The sequence below is a fragment of the Paraburkholderia sediminicola genome, assembly GCF_046027355.1.
In the GTDB taxonomy this organism is placed as follows: Bacteria; Pseudomonadota; Gammaproteobacteria; order Burkholderiales; family Burkholderiaceae; genus Paraburkholderia; species Paraburkholderia sediminicola_B.
In genome coordinates this window covers 57076-74207 of record NZ_JAQQEK010000012.1, presented here as the reverse complement: position 1 = coordinate 74207, position 17132 = coordinate 57076, and the positions used below count along the sequence as shown (strand labels likewise).

General features: G+C 63.5%; 15 protein-coding genes. 8 read left to right on the top strand and 7 right to left on the bottom strand.

The window, feature by feature from the left end; genetic code table 11:
* Window positions 1-87: 87 nt before the first annotated feature.
* Complete coding sequence (locus PQR42_RS21225) at window positions 88-369, bottom strand: DUF3331 domain-containing protein (RefSeq protein ID WP_012426819.1); 282 nt, start codon at window positions 367-369, stop codon at window positions 88-90.
* A 372-nt stretch (window positions 370-741) separates the two neighbouring features.
* Here PQR42_RS21225 and PQR42_RS21220 point away from each other — a divergent pair, with 372 nt between their 5' ends.
* Entirely contained in the window at window positions 742-1824 is a 1083-nt protein-coding gene (locus tag PQR42_RS21220) for an AI-2E family transporter (protein ID WP_408217297.1), read from the top strand.
* Window positions 1825-1875: 51 nt separating this feature from the next.
* Here the strand turns inward: PQR42_RS21220 and PQR42_RS21215 are convergent, their stop codons facing one another.
* Both PQR42_RS21215 and PQR42_RS21210 read right to left on the bottom strand, forming a co-directional pair.
* A complete protein-coding gene (locus PQR42_RS21215) occupies window positions 1876-2766 on the bottom strand; it encodes an alpha/beta hydrolase (protein WP_408217300.1) in 891 nt (296 codons plus the stop codon).
* A 176-nt stretch (window positions 2767-2942) separates the two neighbouring features.
* On the bottom strand, window positions 2943-4052 hold the full coding sequence (locus PQR42_RS21210; protein ID WP_408388064.1) for an OpgC domain-containing protein: 1110 nt from the start codon (window positions 4050-4052) through the stop codon (window positions 2943-2945).
* A 522-nt stretch (window positions 4053-4574) separates the two neighbouring features.
* On the opposite strand from PQR42_RS21210, the gene PQR42_RS21205 reads away from it, so the two are divergent.
* The gene (locus PQR42_RS21205) at window positions 4575-5735 is read left to right on the top strand and encodes a porin (RefSeq protein ID WP_408217306.1); all 1161 of its coding nucleotides are present in this window, start codon (window positions 4575-4577) and stop codon (window positions 5733-5735) included.
* A gap of 12 nt (window positions 5736-5747) precedes the next feature.
* Here the strand turns inward: PQR42_RS21205 and PQR42_RS21200 are convergent, their stop codons facing one another.
* Entirely contained in the window at window positions 5748-6695 is a 948-nt protein-coding gene (locus PQR42_RS21200; RefSeq protein ID WP_408217309.1) for a LysR family transcriptional regulator, read from the bottom strand.
* 229 nt (window positions 6696-6924) lie between these two features.
* On the opposite strand from PQR42_RS21200, the gene PQR42_RS21195 reads away from it, so the two are divergent.
* Window positions 6925-7926, top strand: a complete 1002-nt coding sequence (locus PQR42_RS21195) for an aldo/keto reductase (protein ID WP_408388066.1) — start codon at window positions 6925-6927, stop codon at window positions 7924-7926.
* Between the two features lie 142 nt (window positions 7927-8068).
* Here the strand turns inward: PQR42_RS21195 and PQR42_RS21190 are convergent, their stop codons facing one another.
* Window positions 8069-8398 carry a hypothetical protein gene (locus tag PQR42_RS21190; RefSeq protein WP_408388068.1) on the bottom strand — a complete coding sequence of 110 codons (330 nt, stop codon included), beginning with the start codon at window positions 8396-8398 and terminating at the stop codon, window positions 8069-8071.
* A 222-nt stretch (window positions 8399-8620) separates the two neighbouring features.
* On the bottom strand, window positions 8621-9217 hold the full coding sequence (locus PQR42_RS21185) for an NUDIX domain-containing protein (RefSeq protein WP_408493718.1): 597 nt from the start codon (window positions 9215-9217) through the stop codon (window positions 8621-8623).
* 113 nt (window positions 9218-9330) lie between these two features.
* Here PQR42_RS21185 and PQR42_RS21180 point away from each other — a divergent pair, with 113 nt between their 5' ends.
* From PQR42_RS21180 to PQR42_RS21165, 4 genes are all read left to right on the top strand, one after another.
* Entirely contained in the window at window positions 9331-10086 is a 756-nt protein-coding gene (locus tag PQR42_RS21180; protein WP_408388072.1) for a DeoR/GlpR family DNA-binding transcription regulator, read from the top strand.
* 459 nt (window positions 10087-10545) lie between these two features.
* The gene (locus tag PQR42_RS21175; protein WP_408391630.1) at window positions 10546-13374 is read left to right on the top strand and encodes a xanthine dehydrogenase family protein molybdopterin-binding subunit; all 2829 of its coding nucleotides are present in this window, start codon (window positions 10546-10548) and stop codon (window positions 13372-13374) included.
* Window positions 13371-14153: a (2Fe-2S)-binding protein gene (locus PQR42_RS21170; RefSeq protein WP_408217326.1), complete on the top strand. Its 783-nt coding sequence runs from the start codon at window positions 13371-13373 to the stop codon at window positions 14151-14153. The genes PQR42_RS21175 and PQR42_RS21170 overlap by 4 nt, the downstream gene beginning before the upstream one ends.
* Complete coding sequence (locus tag PQR42_RS21165) at window positions 14150-15412, top strand: c-type cytochrome (RefSeq protein WP_408391627.1); 1263 nt, start codon at window positions 14150-14152, stop codon at window positions 15410-15412. Before PQR42_RS21170 ends, PQR42_RS21165 begins: the two co-directional genes overlap by 4 nt.
* A 156-nt stretch (window positions 15413-15568) precedes the next feature.
* On the opposite strand, the gene PQR42_RS21160 is transcribed toward PQR42_RS21165, so the two are convergent.
* A complete protein-coding gene (locus PQR42_RS21160) occupies window positions 15569-15976 on the bottom strand; it encodes an SRPBCC family protein (RefSeq protein WP_408391625.1) in 408 nt (135 codons plus the stop codon).
* Between the two features lie 131 nt (window positions 15977-16107).
* On the opposite strand from PQR42_RS21160, the gene PQR42_RS21155 reads away from it, so the two are divergent.
* Window positions 16108-16524, top strand: coding sequence for a hypothetical protein (locus tag PQR42_RS21155; protein WP_408391622.1), 417 nt, complete (start codon window positions 16108-16110; stop codon window positions 16522-16524).
* Window positions 16525-17132: the final 608 nt, after the last annotated feature.

The following is a 17132-nucleotide window of genomic DNA, read 5'->3' as shown; positions in this document are numbered from 1 at the left end:
GCTATGTGGGTTGATCCGCCGGGCAGATCGGGCGCGTCAGGCACGTTGTGCAGAACGCACGCGCGACGCTGGCAGGGAGACTGAAGCTCAGGCCTCGACGCACTCCAGCAGTTCAGCGCAGATCATGGCGGAAGCGTTCAAAGGCGCCGGCCGCTCGGCCGGTTTGAACACCGCGTCGCCGCGGCGGATCTTGCGGCGCGATACCGCACATGTGCCCGAGGTATGCGCCGACCTGCGCCGCCACCGCTGCTCGCCGTAATGACATTTACCCGGCTCGACCCAGCGAATCACCAGCGTGGTGTCCGAGCGCTCGAGAATCTCGATGCGTACGCCATGGGTACCGTCAAGGGGGATGGACTCTAAGGTCATCGTCGTCGGCTCCGTATTGTGTGGTGTGCCGAATGTAGTCCCGCGCGCGCCGGATAGCCATTGTGCCGCGGTTGAAACACTGTTCTTCAAACAGCAACAATGAAACTTGACATTCGCGCTATCCCGAAAAGACGGGCCTTCGCGGGCCATTGTTAAGCTGAATTTACGATAGGGCGGATTTTTGCAACGCAGTGTTGTACGCAGTGAGACAAGCGTGCCACCCGCAAAGGGCGCCGGTGCTTCCTTTAAGATGTGGTTATTGATGAGCGACCGTGCAACGGCAGTGTAGCGGTTTTGCATTTTTCTGGTCGGCTCGCGCACACACCGAAGGAAGTCCCTTGGGGGCACCTTCACAAAACCATAAGAGCTCACATGAATTCACGCCCGCCTGTCGCACCTCCTGAATCGCCTGACGCGTCGGACTGCCTGAAGAAACAGAAAGCGGCCTCGCTCGTGTTGTACATCGGACTGGTGCTGCTGGCGTTGTGGGTCGCGCGCGATTTCATCGCGGTGGTGGCATGGGCCGCCGTGATTGCGATCGCACTCTGGCCATTGCTGCGCAGGGTCGAGGGCAACCGCTGGTTCACCGGACGCACGACGCTGATCGCGGCAGTGTTGACGCTGGCGATCGCGTTGCTGGTCGTGCTGCCGGTGGGCATCGGCATTGCCCAGGCGCTACGCGAAGCGCATGACATGAACGAGTGGTTCAAAGACGCGCAGGAAAACGGCATTCCGTTGCCGGATTTCATCCAGCATCTGCCGTTCGGCGTGCAGCAGGCTTCCACCTGGTGGCAGGCCAACCTCGCTCAGCCGCTGCGCGAATCAGCCGCCATGAAGGGACTGCACAGCACCACGGTGATGACGCTCGGCCGCCACTTCGGCGCGCGCGCGGTGCATGCCGTGGCGGTGTTCGGCTTCATGCTGATCACGCTGTTCGTGATCTTTCAGGCGGGGCCGCGCTTGTCGGGCTCGCTGCTCAAGGGCATGCGGCGCGGTTTTGGCGACGACGGCGCGCAGCTTCTGCTACGTATGGCCACGGCGGTGCGCGGCACGGTGTCGGGGCTGGTCGTGGTCGGACTCGGCGAGGGCGCGTTGATGGGCGTCGCCTATTTCGTGACGGGCTTGCCGCATGTCGCGCTGCTCGCGCTCGTCACCGCGATCGCCGCGATGCTGCCGTTCTGCGCGCCGATCACCTTTGGTCTCGCGGCCTTGTGGCTGGTCGCGCAAGGCTCGGTGGCGGCGGGCATCGGCCTTGCCGTGTTCGGCTCGGTCGTGGTGTTCATCGCCGAGCACTTCGTGCGGCCGGTGCTGATCGGCAACTCGACGCGTTTGCCGTTCCTGCTCGTGCTGTTCGGCATTCTCGGCGGCGCGGAAACGTTCGGGCTGCTCGGCATCTTCATCGGTCCCGCGTTGATGACCGTGCTGATGGTGTTGTGGACCGACCTCGTGCAATAGTTGCACGGGTTTTTCAGGCCCGTCCCATTTCAGCCAGTACTGCTGAACCGTTCAGGGCCGCTGATACGAAGGATGTTCCAGCGGCGGCTGCTGCTGCGGTTGCGGTTTCACGCAGCCGAGCGTGTATTTGAGCGCGGCGGGCAGCAGCGCGCTCCAGACGTCCCACGTGTGGCCGCCGTCGATAATGCGCAGCGCCGCCGGATTGCCCGCCAGCCGCAGGTGCGTGTAAAGCGATGACGCATCGGCCTGGATCGCGAGGTCGTCGTCGCCGGCAGCGATGAACATCGGCAGACGGTACGGCCGACTCATGTAGCGATCCCACTGCGCCGGATAGTTGAGCTCGTGCCAGACCCGCGCGTCGAACTCGCGCTCACCGAACACGCCGACGCGGCGCGCAGCCGACGCGCGCGGCGGCTCGTTCGGATAGATCGCGGGGCTCATTAGCAGCGCGCCGCAAAAGCGCTCCGGTTGCGTCATCGCATAGCGCAGCGCGCCGAAGCCGCCCATCGAGACGCCGCCGATCATCCGTCCGCCGCGTTGCGTCGAGACCGCGTAGCGCGTTTCGATCTCGGGCAGCAGATCGTCGAAGAACGCGGTCTCCATCTTCTCCTTGCGATCGACGTACCAGTCCGTGCCGCCTTGCGGCATCACGATCACGACGGGCGGCATGTCCTTGTGCTCGATCAGCGCGTCGGCGGCGCTCTGCAGGTGGCCTTGCGTGATCCAGTCGTTGGCGTCGCCGTTGTTGCCGTGCAGGAGATACAGCACGGGCAGGCGGCCGGCGTCATGGCGATAGCCGGTCGGCAGATAGATCGTGTAGGCCCAGTCGCGGCCGAGGGCGTCGGAATGGAAGCTGCGGCTGATCACGGTGCTGGCGAGCACCGGCGCGCTGCTCGAGGCCGCGCAGAGCGCAACGAAGGCGGAACGTAGGAATAGACGCATGTCAGAGTGGGAGGCTGCGGCGTGGGTCGCGCGCGGCCGTCATGCTATCAGGATCAGCAGTGGATTTTGAGCTTTGGCGAGTTCAGCGGACAGGTAGCGTGGCAAGTGGCCGAGCGGCCAGAAAATGGACCGTGGCCTCCAGACGGTAGCGCACGCCTCTCTCGTTCGCGCGCCGCTCAGGGCGACGTCCGCAGCCGCCCGGCATACAGCCGGCCGGCCAGACGCTTGAGCGGTTCCACGCCTAGTGCCACCGCGAACAGTGCGCCGATCGCGACCGCATCCGCGAGCAGTCCGAGCGGATAGTTCAGATAGCCGTCCGTCGCCGCGTATAGCACGGAATCGACCACGAGCGAGATCACCGCGCCGGCGATAAAGCACAGCAGTCCCTTGCGGCCGATCACGCCGACCCACGGCACCCATTGCGCGAGCTTCCTGGCCCAGCCGAGCTGAATCAGATTCGCGACGAGCCACGCGATGGCGAGGAAATTGACCGCGCGCAGGTACGAGAGGTTTTGCTTGAGGCTGGCATCGAGCGGCTCGTGCTCGATAAAGAGCTTGTAGTAAGCGGCGGCCGCGACCACCGCAATCGCCAGCAGGCTGACGAGCCAGCTCAGACGGTGCGCGCTCACGCGCTGATAGACCGGCTGGCAACGGGCCAGCACGCCGAGCACGAACAGCAATTGCCAGGCGAACGGATTGAAATCCCAATGCATGTCCGGCGCGGCGGGCAGGTAGGCGTCGATGGCCGGCGCGCCGGCCCACAGCGCGACGCTGCCGGCCAGCAGCAGCCACGGCTTGCTGCGCGCGAGCGGCAGGATCATCGGCACCAGCAGGGCGAAGAACGCGTACATCGGCAGCACCGAGGCCAGATACGGCTGGCGGCGGAACAGCAGGATGTCGCCGAGCGCCGCGAGCGGGGTGTCCATGAGGTCGTCGAGATCGGTGGTGGCGAGATTCGGCCCGTCGATGCTGAAGGCGGTGAGCACGGCGCTGACCAGCAGCATCAGCGCGGCGGTGACGAGGAACGCCCGATAGATTTCCAGCGAGCGCCGCAGGAAGCGGCTGCGCGCGATCGTCTCGTTGCGCCGTTCGGCCAGCGCCGCGTAGGCCGTGGCGGTCGCGAAGCCGCCGAGGAACACGAAGACCTCGGCGGCATCGCACAGCGCGTAGGCGTGCAGCGTGACGCGCGACAGAATGCTGCCGCCGATGTGATCGACTACGATGATCAAAAGGACCAGCCCTCGAAAAAAATCGAGTTCGATCAGGCGGGACTGCGACTTTTGCATTGTGTGGCGCCAAAAGCAAACCCCGTGCGACGGCGCGCTGGTTCAGCGCGGCAGGCGTCTCACAAGGCTTTTAGAAATTGGATTGGATGCTGCGGCGGATACGCGACCCGCGTCGCCGCTTTCAACCGGCCGGACGTGGCGCGGTTGCAGGGGGCAGTAAAAATGACCCGCGTGGCGGCGCGGAGTTCCGCTGCGCCGCCGCAAGAAGCTTGCGATTATATTTCTTTTCGTGACAAATCTGCTTGAGGCAGGGCAAGTCAGCGTGCGTCATCCGCGGGCGGTATCAAGTCCGCGCGGCGTTGCGCCGTTTACCTGAATGAACGCCGTGACAAAAGGGCCCACCGCACCAAGTGGAGATTTCGCAACGTTTTGAGATATCGACACGACACCCAATGGACGGCGGGCTAACGGCGTGTGAGGATTTCTGTAAAGCGCGTCAAGGTCGGTGCAGCACCTTGAGAGGCGCAAAGAACAAAGCGGCCGGATCGAGTTGTCCCATTGCTCGAGTGCAGGGAGATCGTCATGAACAAGCAAGTGCTCGCGCTAGCTGTCTCCACCGCTATGACCGCCGCTTTTGCCGCGCCCGCCCTGGCGCAGACGAGCGTGACGCTGTACGGCGTGCTCGACGAAGGCATCAACTACACCAACAATGTCGGCCGCGGCCATGTCTATGAACTGGCGAGCGGCTACGCGCAAGGCAGCCGCTGGGGGCTGAAGGGCGCCGAGGAACTGGGCGGCGGCCTGAAGGCGATCTTCCAGCTGGAAAACGGTTTCGACGTGAGTTCCGGGCGGCTCAACCAGGGCGGTCGGATGTTCGGCCGCCAGGCCTTCGTCGGCTTGAGCGCGGAGCGATACGGCACGTTGACGTTCGGCCGCCAGTACGATTCGGTGGTCGACTATCTGGCGCAGACCACGGCCAACGGCAACTGGGCCGGCTCGCTGTTCTCACACCCGTTCGACAACGACAATACGGATAACTCGTTTCGGCTCGACAACTCGGTCAAGTACACGAGTCCGTCGCTGTCCGGCTTCCAGTTCGGCGGCGTCTACAGCTTCAGCAACGACACCAACTTCGCCAACAACCGCGCGTACAGTTTCGGCGGCCAGTATGCCTATGGCGGCCTGCTGGTGGCTGCGGCCTATCTGCAGGCCGACAATCCCGGCAATGGCGCGAACGGCGCGATCACGGCAAACGACGCCAGCTTCATCGCCGCCCGCATGCGCGTGTTCGGCGGCGGCATCACGTATACGTTCGGTCCGGCGACGGCCGGCTTCGTCTATACCAACTCGAACTATCTGGACCCGACCGGCAACGGCTATCTCGGCGTGACGCCGCTCGTGCCGCCGGGCGTATTGCTGAACTCGCTGAAGTATCAGAACTTCGAGGTGAACGGCAAGTATCAGATCTCGCCGATGCTGTTCGTCGGCGCGCAGTACGTGTACACGATGGAAACCTACGACGCCTCGACCGGCGGCGTGAAGCCGAAAATCCACTCGTTCGGCCTGATGGCGGATTACAACCTGTCCAAACGCACCGACGTCTATATCCAGGGCGAGTATCAGCAGGTGACCGGCGACTCGACGTATTCGATTCTGGACGATGCCTTCAACGTCGGCACGCAGTCTCCTTCATCGACGTCGAAGCAGGTCGTGGTGCGCGCGGCGATCCGGCACAAGTTCTGATTTCGCTTTACTTTACCTAGCCGTGCCGCGCGGCCGTTTGCTTTTAGACGCTGCCGCGGCGGGCGTCTTTGTGCCGATCAATTCCGCCACCCAATCGACAAAAATCCGCACCCGCGGCGCCAGATGCCGGCCGTGCGGAAATACCACCGACACCGGCAGCGGCGGCGCTTTCCAGTCCTTCAGCACTTCGACGAGTTCGCCGCTCTCGAACAGCGGCGCGTCCACGCTGCCGACCGGCCCCTGAATCATGCCGAGTCCGGCGAGGCAACAGCCGATATAGGCATGCGCGCTGTTGACCGAGACGGCGCTGCGCATCGCCACCGTCTTCAGTTCGCCTTGCTCCATATATTCCCAGTCGAGATCGCGCCCGCTGCGGCTGGAGAAAAAGCCGACGGCGACATGGTCGTCCAGATCGGCGGGCGTACGCGGCAGGCCGTATTTCTCGATGTACCCGCGCGACGCGCAATTGACCTGCTCGAACTCGCCGATGCGCCGTGCGACCAGCGTCGTGTCGCCCATGCTGCCGACCCGCACCGCGCAATCCACGCCGTCCTCGATCAGATCGATCATGCGGTCGGTCGCGCTCAGCACGACGCGAATGTCCGGATACCGCGCGAAGAAGTCCGGCAGCGCGGGGATCACCACGTGTAGCGCCAGCCGCTCCGGCAGGTCGACGCGGATCACGCCGCGCGGGCCGGTGGCGACATCGGCGAACAGCGCCTCGGCGTCGTCGATATCGGCCAGCACCTGGACGCAGCGCTCGTGATAGGCGGCGCCTTCGGGCGTGAGCGCGACGCGCCGCGTGGTGCGCTGAAGCAGCCGCACGCGCAGATGGCTTTCCAGGTATTGGATCGCGTTACTCACGGTGGGGCGCGGCAATTGCATCTGCTCGGCAGCTTTGGTGAAGCTGCCGAGTTGCGCGACGCGCGCGAAGACTTTCATGGCTTGCAAGTGATCCATCGACAACGCTCTCCGTCTGAGACCCGGTCGGACCGGGTTCGGGTGGCTTTCCATTGCCCCGATTGTTAACCGTTTTCGACCAATCTGATCGAACGCCGCGCCTTTATCGCTTTTCAGCTCGGGCGCAGAATGCCGCTCAGGCGTGGCGAACCCGGCTTCAAACGCGGCTTCGAGCAGGCCGGTTCGCCGTCATCCTCAACGCGATCAAACGACTTCGGGAATGCACGCAATGAATACACGTCAACTGGGCCAGCAAGGCCCGCGAGTTTCCGCCATCGGCCTCGGCTGCATGGGCATGTCCGATCTGTACGGGCCGGCCGACCGCGACGAAGGCATCGCCACGATTCACGCGGCGCTCGACGCCGGCATCACGCTGCTCGATACCGGCGACTTCTACGGCATGGGCCACAACGAAATGCTGATCCGCGACGCGCTGCAAGGGCGCCAGCGCGAGAACGTGGTGATCAGCGTGAAATTCGGCGGGATGCGCGATCCGGCCGGCGGCTGGATCGGCTTCGACGCCCGGCCGGCGGCGGTGCGCAACTTCCTCGCGTACACGCTGCGGCGACTCGGCACCGACTATATCGACATTTACCGCCCGGCGCGACTCGACCCGGCGGTGCCTGTTGAAGAGACCGTCGGCGCCATCGCCGACCTGGTCAAGGAAGGCTACGTGCGCCAGATCGGTTTGTCGGAGGTCGGCGCGCAGACGCTGCGCCGCGCGCGGGCCGTCGCGCCGATTGCCGATCTGCAGATCGAATACTCGCTGATGTCGCGTGGCATCGAGGCCGAGATTTTGCCGGTGTGCCGTGAACTCGGCATCGGCATCACCGCGTACGGCGTGTTGTCGCGCGGTCTGCTGAGCGGCGCTTGGTCGAAAGAGCGCAGCACGCAGAAGGATTTCCGCAGCGTGAGCCCGCGCTTTCAGGGCGAGAACCTCGAACGCAATCTGGCGCTGGTCGAAACGTTGCGCGCCATCGCCGACGCGCGCGGCACCAATCCGGCGCAACTGGCGATTGCCTGGGCCTTGTCACGCGGCGACGACATCGTGCCGCTGGTCGGCGCGCGGCGCCGCAACCAGTTGACGGACGCGCTCGCCGCGACCGAGTTGAGCCTGAGCGCCGACGAGTTGGGTCGCATCGAAGCTGCGATTCCGCCTGAAGCCGTGGCGGGCTCGCGCTACAACGAGGTGCAGATGGCGCATCTGGACAGCGAACGCAGCGGGCATTGAATGGCTAATCGGCTATTCGATCAACCCGCAGCGGAAAAAGGGGAGAGGTAAATGAATCGCGCGCCTTGGATAACGGATTATCACAAGGCGCGCGAATTGAAGATGCTCGAATATCGAGCGGCGTATTAAAACGGATTAACGCTTAATTCATCACGTAATTCTGAATCAGGATGCCGACGATCACGCCGAACGGAATGCCGAAAGTGCGGCCGCGCAGGGTGGCGTTGATGTCTTCATCGAGGACGAATCTGCAGCGGCGCTCGCGCCATACGGTTTTATAGGCCAACGGTTTTGCATCGACGATCACGATCGAAATCAGCGCGGTCACGACAACCTGTTCCAGCGCATGCAGTTTGGCCATGAACGGCGAAAATTCGCCGGCATTGCACAACAGCACCATGATGACGGCGGCAATCAGGGTGCCGAAGAAAAAACCACTCATGAATCGGTTTGCTGAACTGAGAGAATCCATTTGAACCTCGGTTTCATCCGCCGCCTTGATAAAGGTGGCGAATTAAAAATATTCTGACGGAAAGGGCTTTCCATTCGATAAACCAGCGCCGCCTTGACTGCGACGCCGGTCAACCTCAATGGGATGCGTAAGAATATTTTTATTACCTTGTCCAACCTATCGTCCTTTTCCTAATGGCAGGTAGGATGAGTCCGAAAAGCGCATGAATTCGCCATGTTCCGGCTACGTGTCGAACAGATTCAGCCTGGCGTATTGCAACAGCATAATGGTCTTTCCGTCGACGATCTCGCCGCGTTCGATCATCGCCAGCGCATCTTCCACCGGCAGTTCCAGCACCTCGATATCCTCACCTTCGTCGGCGAGGCCGCCGCCCGCGCCGACTTTCGCCACCGCATCGTATTCAGCGACGAAAAAGTGCAGTTTCTCCGTGACCGAACCCGGGCTCATGAAGGCCTCGAATACCTTGCGGACGTCGTGAACGCGGTAGCCGGTTTCCTCCTCGACTTCCGCGCGAATCCGTTCTTCCGGCGACGCGGCTTCCAGCAGTCCGGCCGGCGTCTCGATCAGCATGCCGTGATGACCGTTGACGAACGCCGGCAGGCGGAATTGCCGTGTCAGCACGACCGAGCGCTGGTGCGGTTCGTAGAGCAGCAGCGTCGCGCCGTTGCCGCGGTCGTAGGTTTCGCGGCTCTGGCGTTGCCAACTGCCGTCGGCGCGCCGGTAATCGAAGGTGGTTTTTTTCAGCACGTACCAGTCGTCCGACAGCACCTCGACGTCGACAATCCTTACCCGCTCGGCGATTTCGTTCACGGCTCGCATCCTTTCCCATGGGAAACGCGGTTCGTCCCGCATGCGAATCATGGTATCGTGCGATATCGTGCAAAAACAAGTAATTTCGTGCAAATCGTTGAAACTCGGTAAGGACCGCCGCCGTGCTCACATCGCAAAGAAAGCAGCTGATACTCGACGCGCTCAAGCGCAACGGGCAAGTGGTCGCCAAAACCTTGAGCGCCGAATTCGAGGTGTCCGAAGACACGATTCGCCGCGATCTGCGCGAGCTTGCCGCCGAGGGCCAGCTTCAGCGCGTGCATGGCGGCGCACTGCCGGCGTCGCCGGCGGCGGTGGATTTTGCCGGGCGCGAGCGTATCGAATCGGCGTCGAAGGCGGCGATCGGACGGGCGGCGGCGGGCATGATCGCGCGCGGCCAGATTGCGTTCGTCGACGGCGGCACGACCGCGGTGCAACTCGCGCGTCATCTGCCGCGTGACTTGCGGGCGACGATCGTCACACATAGCCCGAGCATCGCTGTCGAACTCGCGGAGCATGCCGAACTCGAGATCGTGATGATCGGCGGCCGCCTGTTCAGGCATTCGATGGTCAACGTCGGCGCCGCGGCGATCGAAGCGCTCAGCCACATTCGCGCGGATCTGTATTTCATGGGCGTGACCGGCGTGCATCCGCAAGCGGGGCTGAGCACCGGCGATAGGGAAGAGGCGTACGTGAAACGCGCGTTCGCGGCACACGCGGCGGAGACGGTGGTGCTGGCGTCGGCGGAAAAACTCCATGCGGCCTCGCCGTACAAGATCGCGGATGTGACGGCGGCGAGCACGATCGTCGTCGAACGGAATACGGACGAGGCGTTGATTGCGCCGTTCGAGGCGTTGGGTATCACGATCGTGCGGGCATAGTTCGGCATGCAGATTAAAAAGTAAAAAAATCGCCAAAAACCGCTGTAAACCCGCGAATACAGCGACCTATACCAGATTCGTTATTTGCGAGATAGGGCACAAAATTTGACGCACCCCGCGCCGAATCAGCGCGATAATCCCGCCCCTTGCCCTCTGTGGGGCGAGGAAAGGCAACTCACGGTAGTTCAAGGTCAATCAGATCGACTGCGACACGACCGAAGTGACGGTCGTCGCAGGTCGTCGGTACGCCCGGGCGTTAGATGGCGTCCGCGGTTCGAACACCTCCCTCGTGGTGACAGCCGTCCAGCGCAGGTTCGTCGCGTGCACGCACGCGGCCACGCGCGCGTGACGGTCCGTGCCCGCGTCTTTCTGACGACGCGCGATGGAAGTCCCTTGGGAGCGCCTTGAAGGAAGTCCCCCGCAGCCGGGTTGCCGCCGTATTCACTAAAGGAGAAGTCCATGGGGAAACTCGACCTTTCGCGTCGTAGTTTTCTGAAGGCCAGCGTGTTGGCGGGTGTGTCGGTGTATATCGCGCCGATCGGCAGCCGCGCATTCGCTGCGTTGTTCGAAGAAAAAATCCTGACGCCAGTGCAGTGGGATGCGGCCAACGGTCAGGCAAAGTTCCGCATCGACGGGATTGCCAAGGTGACCGGCTCGAAAGTGTTCGCCCGCGACATTCGCGCCACGGACATGCCGCACTGGCCGCAGCAGCAATCGCACGCTTTCATTCTGCGCACGACACAAGCCGACCGCAGCTATGAAGGCTTCGACCTGACGCTGCCCGGCGACGAACTGAAGCCCGACCGCGTGATCACCGCCGCCGATCTGGCGCGCGACGGCCTGATCTTCCCGGCCTTCTATGGCGACGACATGCTGCTGCCGCCGGGCAAGACGCCGGCATATCTCGGCCAGGCGGTGGCGATCCTGATCTATCACGACTTCGCGCGCTTCCGCTTCGCGAAAGACAAGCTCAAGTTCCAGGATCAGATCATCCGTTACGGCGCGCAAACCGGCGCGCCCGAACGCGACCCGTGGGGCACGTTCCGCTTCGTGCGCGTCGGCGGCAAGACGCCGTACGACGACGACACCTTCTCCAGTCTGAAAGACGCACCCGTTTTCCCGAGCATGATGCGCAAGCATCAGCCGGTGTGGCCGGACGGCGTCGAACACGGCAAGCTCGGCGAGCAGGGCATGTTCCACGCCGCGCGGATCCAGCAGGAGCTGGATCATCCGTCGGCGGACTGGCTCGTGATGGAGCGCGAGTACAACACGCAGTCGATCGACACGGCCGCGCTCGAGCCCGACAACGCGAACTGCTGGTACGACGCGGCGACGCAATCGCTGCATATGGTCGTGCCGACCCAGGCGCCGTCCGAAGTGGCCGACAGCGCCGCCGAGATGGTCGCGAAGTGTGCGTTCCCGGTGAAGCACCTGTTCATCCACCCGTGCTACACGGTGGGCTACGGTTCCAAGGACCACTTCAACGTGCCGTTCTACGGCCTCGTCTGCGCGATGTACGCCGACGGCCGTCCCGTGCGCCTCGCCAACGATCGCTACGAGCAATTCCAGACTTCGTTGAAGCGCCATGCGTTCAAGATGAACTACCGCATCGCCGTCGACAAAAAAACCGGTCTGCTGCAATCGTTCAAGGCGGAGATGGAAGCGAACGGCGGCGGACGCTGCAACTTCTCGCCGTCGGTGGCGATGGTCGGCGCGACGGCCGCGCAGTCGATCTACTACTTCCCGAAGAACGATCTGTCGGCGGTGGCGATTGCATCGCGCGCCATCGACGCTGGTTCCGCACGCGGCTACGGCACGCTGCAGAGCATGGCCGCGACCGAGATGATGGTCGATGAAATCGCCGCGCAACTCGAACTCGATCCGATCGAGTTCCGCCTGAAAAACGCGCTGCGCTCCGGCATGAAGAACACGCAAGGCGCGGTGCCGGCCGGCGCGATTCGCGTCGACGATGTGTTGAACAAAGCGCGTGTGCATCCGCTGTGGCTGAACCGCGCGAAGCGCAAGGCCGAGTTCGAAGCGGCGCATCCGGGCAAGCGCTACGGCGTCGGCTTCGCGTGCGTGCAGAAGGACTTCGGTACCGGCGCGGAGACTTCGTTCGCGAAGGTCGAATTCAGCGCCGACGGCAAGATCAGCCTGCAACACACGGCGGCCGAAATCGGCACCGGCATGTCGACCTCGCAGGCCGTCGCGGTGGCGAAGTGGCTCGGCAAGCCGGCCACCGACGTGCATGTCGCCATCACCGACTGGCCGGATCTGCCGGTCGTCACGAGCGGCGATCCGTACATGATGTCGCAAGCCGATCAGGACAAGCTCGCGGCGAATCCGCGCTGGTCGCCGGGTTACGCATCGCCGTCGAGCGCGACGAATTCCGCTTACTACTTCACGCACAGCACGCGTGAAGCGGCGCGCGTCGTATTCGCGCATGGCCTGTGGCCGGCGGCGATGTCGATCTGGAGCCAGGGCACGGGCGGCGGTCAGGCCGCGCCGCTGGTGGTGCGTATCGAAGACGCGCGCTGGGTCGACGGCAAGCTCTCCGCGGAAGGCCTCGAAGCGCTGCCGTTCGAACAGCTCGCGAAGAAGGCGCACGAACTCGGACTCGTGACCGGCGCGACCGTGCACGTGTTCAACCGCTGGCAATGGACCGAAGCGGACTTCGAGATCGACGGCAGCGTCGAGCGTTGGCCGCTCGACGGGCTTGCGGTGCGCTACGGCGACAACGCGTCGGCCGACAAACAGAAGACGCAGACCACGCCGAATCGTTATCGCGTGCTGGATCGTCAGCGCGTGTTCATTCCGCCGGTTCAGCGCAACAACGCGGCCGTGACGTATTACAGCGCGGTCGGCACGCTGGTCGAACTGTCGGTGCATGAGGCGAGCGGCAAGGTCGATCTGCTCGCGCATCATTCGATCATGGAGTGCGGCAATCAGATCTCGCCACAACTCGTGTCGGGTCAGTTGCAAGGCGGTCTGGCGATGGGAATCGGCCACGCGCTGCATGAATATCTGCCGCTCTATGAAGACGGCCCCGGCAACGGTACGTGGAACTTCAATCGTTACCACTTGCCGCGCGCGACGGATGTCGCCGTCTGGACCCAGACCGGCGAAGTGTTGCCTCCGCTGACCGAGACCGATCCACCGAAGGGCATCGCCGAAGTGGTGATGATTCCGGTGGTCGGCGCCATCGTGAATGGCATCGCACACGCGATCGGACATCGCTTTACCGACCTGCCGGTCACCCCGCAACGTATTCAGGAAGTGCTCGCATGACGGCCCCCAATCAAATCAACGCTAACGGCGCTAGTGGCGCGGTGAGCACTGCTGCAGCGAGTGGCGCTTCCGTAGCTCGCGGCGCGGCTCCCGCAAGCAGCGCTTCCGCAGCTTCTGCAAGCGCCTCTTCTGCCGCTCCCGCCAGCGGCGTTGCCGGGGCTTCGGCCGCCGTCGCTGGGAGCGCGCCTGCCGCCGCGTCCGGTGCCGCCGTGGTCGAGCGTCCGCTGACGCATTTCCGTTCGATGCCGCTGTCGATCAAGGTGAACGGCGAGATCGTCGGTCCGACGGATGTGCCCGCCGGGCTGATGATGATCGACTACCTGCACGAGTACCTGCACCTGACCGGCTCGCGCCTCGGCTGCGGCCAGGGCATCTGTCACGCGTGCGTGGTGATCGTCGACAAACCGGACGGCACCAGTGAAGAAGTCCGCACCTGCATCACCGGCGCGAATTTTTTCCACGGCAAGTCGATTCGCACGATCGAAGGCCACGCGAAGCGCAACGAAGCGGGCGAGGTCGTCGAACTGTCGCCGATCCAGCAGAAGTTTCTCGAGCACTTCAGTTTTCAGTGCGGCTACTGCACGCCGGGCTTCGTCAATGCGGCGACAGTGTTGATCGAACGCCTGAAGCGTCAGCCGGTTGCCAAGGACACGGTCGAGGCGACCATTACCGAAGCGCTGAACGATCACATCTGCCGCTGTACGGGCTACGTGCGCTATTACGAAGCCGTGAAGGAAGTCGTGCTGACGACGCCGGGCCTCGTAAAGGACGCCGCATGATGAGCCGACCGATTACCTTGCGCCGCGCGCTGCTGCTGCTCGGCACGGCGCTCGCGCTGAGCGCGTGCGGCGGTAAGCACGACGACTCCGCCGCATTGGCCGCGGCTGCCGCATTGGGACCGCAATCCACCGCCGCCGATCCGCTCGCGCGCGGCCGCTACCTCGTCAAGGCCGCCGATTGCGCCGCCTGCCACACCACCGCCGACGGCGCGCCGTTCGCCGGTGGCGTGAAGCTCGCTTCGCCGTTCGGCACCTTCTACGGCACCAACATCACGCCGGATAAGGACCACGGAATCGGCAGCTGGAGCGCGGACGATCTGTACAAGGCGCTGCACGACGGCGTCACGCCGGACAAGCAGCTTTATCCGGCGATGCCGTACACGTCGTACCGTCAATTGTCGCGCGCGGACAGCGATGCGATCTACGCGTACCTGATGGCGCAGAAGCCGGCCCCGGTGGCGAATCACGAGCCCGAGCTGTCGTTCCCGTTTAACCTGCGTTTCGGCGTGCGTTTCTGGAACTGGGTGTTCCTGAAAGACGCGTTGCCGGATGCATCGAAGGGACAGTCCGCGGAGTGGAATCGCGGCCGCTATCTGGCGAGCGCGCTCGGCCATTGCGCCGAGTGTCACACGTCACGCGGCACGTTCGGCCAGCTCGACGGCGCGAAGCCGCTGACCGGCGCGGCACTCGGCCGGATCGCGGCGCCGGATATCACGCCGCACGGTCTCGCGGCGCGAGGCTGGAACGCGGCCGATCTGCAGACGTTCTTCGCCACCGGCATCGCGCCGCAGGGCTCGGCATTCGGCGAGATGTATCCCGTGGTGCATCTGAGCAGCCAGTACCTGACGCACGACGACTTGCGCGCCATGTCGACCTATCTGCTCGGCGATCAGGCGCCCGCGCCGCAACCGCTGCAGTCGGTTTCCGCGGACGCCGCTCAGCTCGAAGCCGGGCGCAACGTGTACCTCGCCGTGTGCGCGGGCTGTCATGGTCTGAACGGCGACGGCAAGCCGCATGTCGCCGTGCCGATGCACGGCAACTCGACGCTGCGTCAAGGCGATGCCCACAATCTGATCGTGGCGATGCTCGACGGCATCGGCGCGCAGGATTTTCCGGGCCTCGAACGGATGCAGGATATGCCGGGCTTCGCCACGCAACTCAGCGATGCGGAACTCGCGCAGCTCGCCAATTATTTGCGCGCGACGTGGGGCGGCCAGCCTGCTGATGTGACGGCGGATGCGGTGAAAGCGCTGCGCTGAACTCTAGCCGCACTTCTGGCGTTTGGTATCAGGCGTCAGGCAGCGTTCAAAGAAACCGGTGCTCTTTCGTTAAGGGCGCCGGTTTTTTTACGCGCGGTGGTGATGCGCAGGTGACGTGGGGGAGAACCGTCAAGGCCACGCATGCGCGTACTTTCGTCAATCGCGCTCTTCGACCAACGCCTTCAGCTTGCGCAAATCCCGCTCGACCCATTGCGCGTCGGCGGCAAATTTCTCGTCCGTCATGCCGGGCACGCGAAACAGCGTGAATTGCACATCGCAGCCGCCGCCGTTTGCGATTACCCGCAGCGGTATATAGATCTCACTGCCGTCGGGCAAGAGGACGTAGTGGTCGAGCACGCCATACTCGTTCGGCGCGGAAAAGCGCACGGTCGTTGCGCCTTCGCTGCCTTCGAAGCGCCATGTCGCACCTTCATGGCCCAACGGCCGGCCCAGTCCTGATGCCCACTCAGGAAATGCCTCCGGATCCGATGTGAAAGCGTAAACCTCGCGCCAGTCGCGCGCGATGTGGACGCTGATGATTTGCGCCTGCGCAGGCTGAGTCATGATGTCTCCTGTGAACGGCGCGCAATGAACTCGTGCGCGACGGTCTGCTCAAATGGTATCGCGCCGCTGCCGGCTTGCGGCGCGCCTTACGTTTCGCCGTAGGCAAGACAGATTCCTTTCACGGAGACTTCATGAGCAATCGCGCGACGCAGATCCTTCCTCATCATAGTTACGTTTATTCGCTGGGTGCGCCGCTGGCCTGCGTGCAAGGCACGATCAGCAAGGTGTTCGCCAGCCCGGAGAATCACAACGGCGCCAATCACCAGCACCTCATCATCAAGATCGACACGGTCGTGAAGTTCGAAGGCGGTACGGAACATCTCGTGGGCACCGAGGTCTTCGTCGCCGTGCGTTTCGGCGACAACGAGGGCCTCGCGCACGAGATCCCCAATTTGAAAGCGGGGCAGCCGATCGAAGCCCAAGGTGAATACATCCCCGACGCCAGCGCCTATCCCACCGAAGACAATCGCAATCCCGTTCTGCCGGTACTGCACTTCACGCATCATCCGATTGGCTACGTGAAGTACCAGGGGCAGTACTACAGCTAGCCGCGTTCCATCGAGCCGGACGGACACCGCTCGATCCGCGCGCCGACACGATTCTTACTCCACGCCGGTGGCCGCCGCCGCTGGCGATTCAAGTTTCGACGCCAGTCTGCCGTTATTGCAAACGTTATCGTGCGCTTGCCTGGGCTTCGACATGCGTGCGTCTTGCATGGCTTGCAGACGCACGGGTTGATCCGCCAGCGGCGCATGAAACGCAGTTCGGTAATCACAGACTTGCGGCGGCCACGCGGATGCCTGATGGGCACGTGACGTCGCCGTACACGTTGCACGCGCAACGATGTCCGCAATACCGTGCGTAAGGTTTGTATCAGAGTGTGTGGGTTGACGCGTTTTTATAAAACGCACTTTACAATTCCGCTTGAATTTTAATCGGCAGTCTGGCCCTTTTCGTGGAAGATGGGCTGTTTTGGCGGGCGGCATGTACGCGTCCCGGCCATCCGGCAGCTTGTGACGGCGAGGGGTTGGGTTGGTCGGCAGGGCATGGGTGAGCGCCGCACGAGGCGGCTTTGCCGTGTCGCAGGGGAAAGCAGCGCGCCGTTCGGGCGCGCGCATCGCACGCGACAAGGCGGCATCCGGCTCGCCAATGAACG

What these genes read in the sequence shown, in the direction of transcription:
- PQR42_RS21175 (WP_408391630.1), top strand. Translation starts at nt 10,546, where the DNA reads ATGGGGAAACTCGACCTTTCGCGTCGTAGTTTTCTGAAGGCCAGCGTG.
- PQR42_RS21170 (WP_408217326.1), top strand. Translation starts at nt 13,371, where the DNA reads ATGACGGCCCCCAATCAAATCAACGCTAACGGCGCTAGTGGCGCGGTG.
- PQR42_RS21225 (WP_012426819.1), bottom strand. Translation starts at nt 369, where the DNA reads ATGACCTTAGAGTCCATCCCCCTTGACGGTACCCATGGCGTACGCATC.
- PQR42_RS21155 (WP_408391622.1), top strand. Translation starts at nt 16,108, where the DNA reads ATGAGCAATCGCGCGACGCAGATCCTTCCTCATCATAGTTACGTTTAT.
- PQR42_RS21165 (WP_408391627.1), top strand. Translation starts at nt 14,150, where the DNA reads ATGATGAGCCGACCGATTACCTTGCGCCGCGCGCTGCTGCTGCTCGGC.
- PQR42_RS21190 (WP_408388068.1), bottom strand. Translation starts at nt 8,398, where the DNA reads ATGGATTCTCTCAGTTCAGCAAACCGATTCATGAGTGGTTTTTTCTTC.
- PQR42_RS21215 (WP_408217300.1), bottom strand. Translation starts at nt 2,766, where the DNA reads ATGCGTCTATTCCTACGTTCCGCCTTCGTTGCGCTCTGCGCGGCCTCG.
- PQR42_RS21205 (WP_408217306.1), top strand. Translation starts at nt 4,575, where the DNA reads ATGAACAAGCAAGTGCTCGCGCTAGCTGTCTCCACCGCTATGACCGCC.
- PQR42_RS21160 (WP_408391625.1), bottom strand. Translation starts at nt 15,976, where the DNA reads ATGACTCAGCCTGCGCAGGCGCAAATCATCAGCGTCCACATCGCGCGC.
- PQR42_RS21210 (WP_408388064.1), bottom strand. Translation starts at nt 4,052, where the DNA reads ATGCAAAAGTCGCAGTCCCGCCTGATCGAACTCGATTTTTTTCGAGGG.
- PQR42_RS21195 (WP_408388066.1), top strand. Translation starts at nt 6,925, where the DNA reads ATGAATACACGTCAACTGGGCCAGCAAGGCCCGCGAGTTTCCGCCATC.
- PQR42_RS21200 (WP_408217309.1), bottom strand. Translation starts at nt 6,695, where the DNA reads ATGGATCACTTGCAAGCCATGAAAGTCTTCGCGCGCGTCGCGCAACTC.
- PQR42_RS21220 (WP_408217297.1), top strand. Translation starts at nt 742, where the DNA reads ATGAATTCACGCCCGCCTGTCGCACCTCCTGAATCGCCTGACGCGTCG.
- PQR42_RS21185 (WP_408493718.1), bottom strand. Translation starts at nt 9,217, where the DNA reads ATGCGAGCCGTGAACGAAATCGCCGAGCGGGTAAGGATTGTCGACGTC.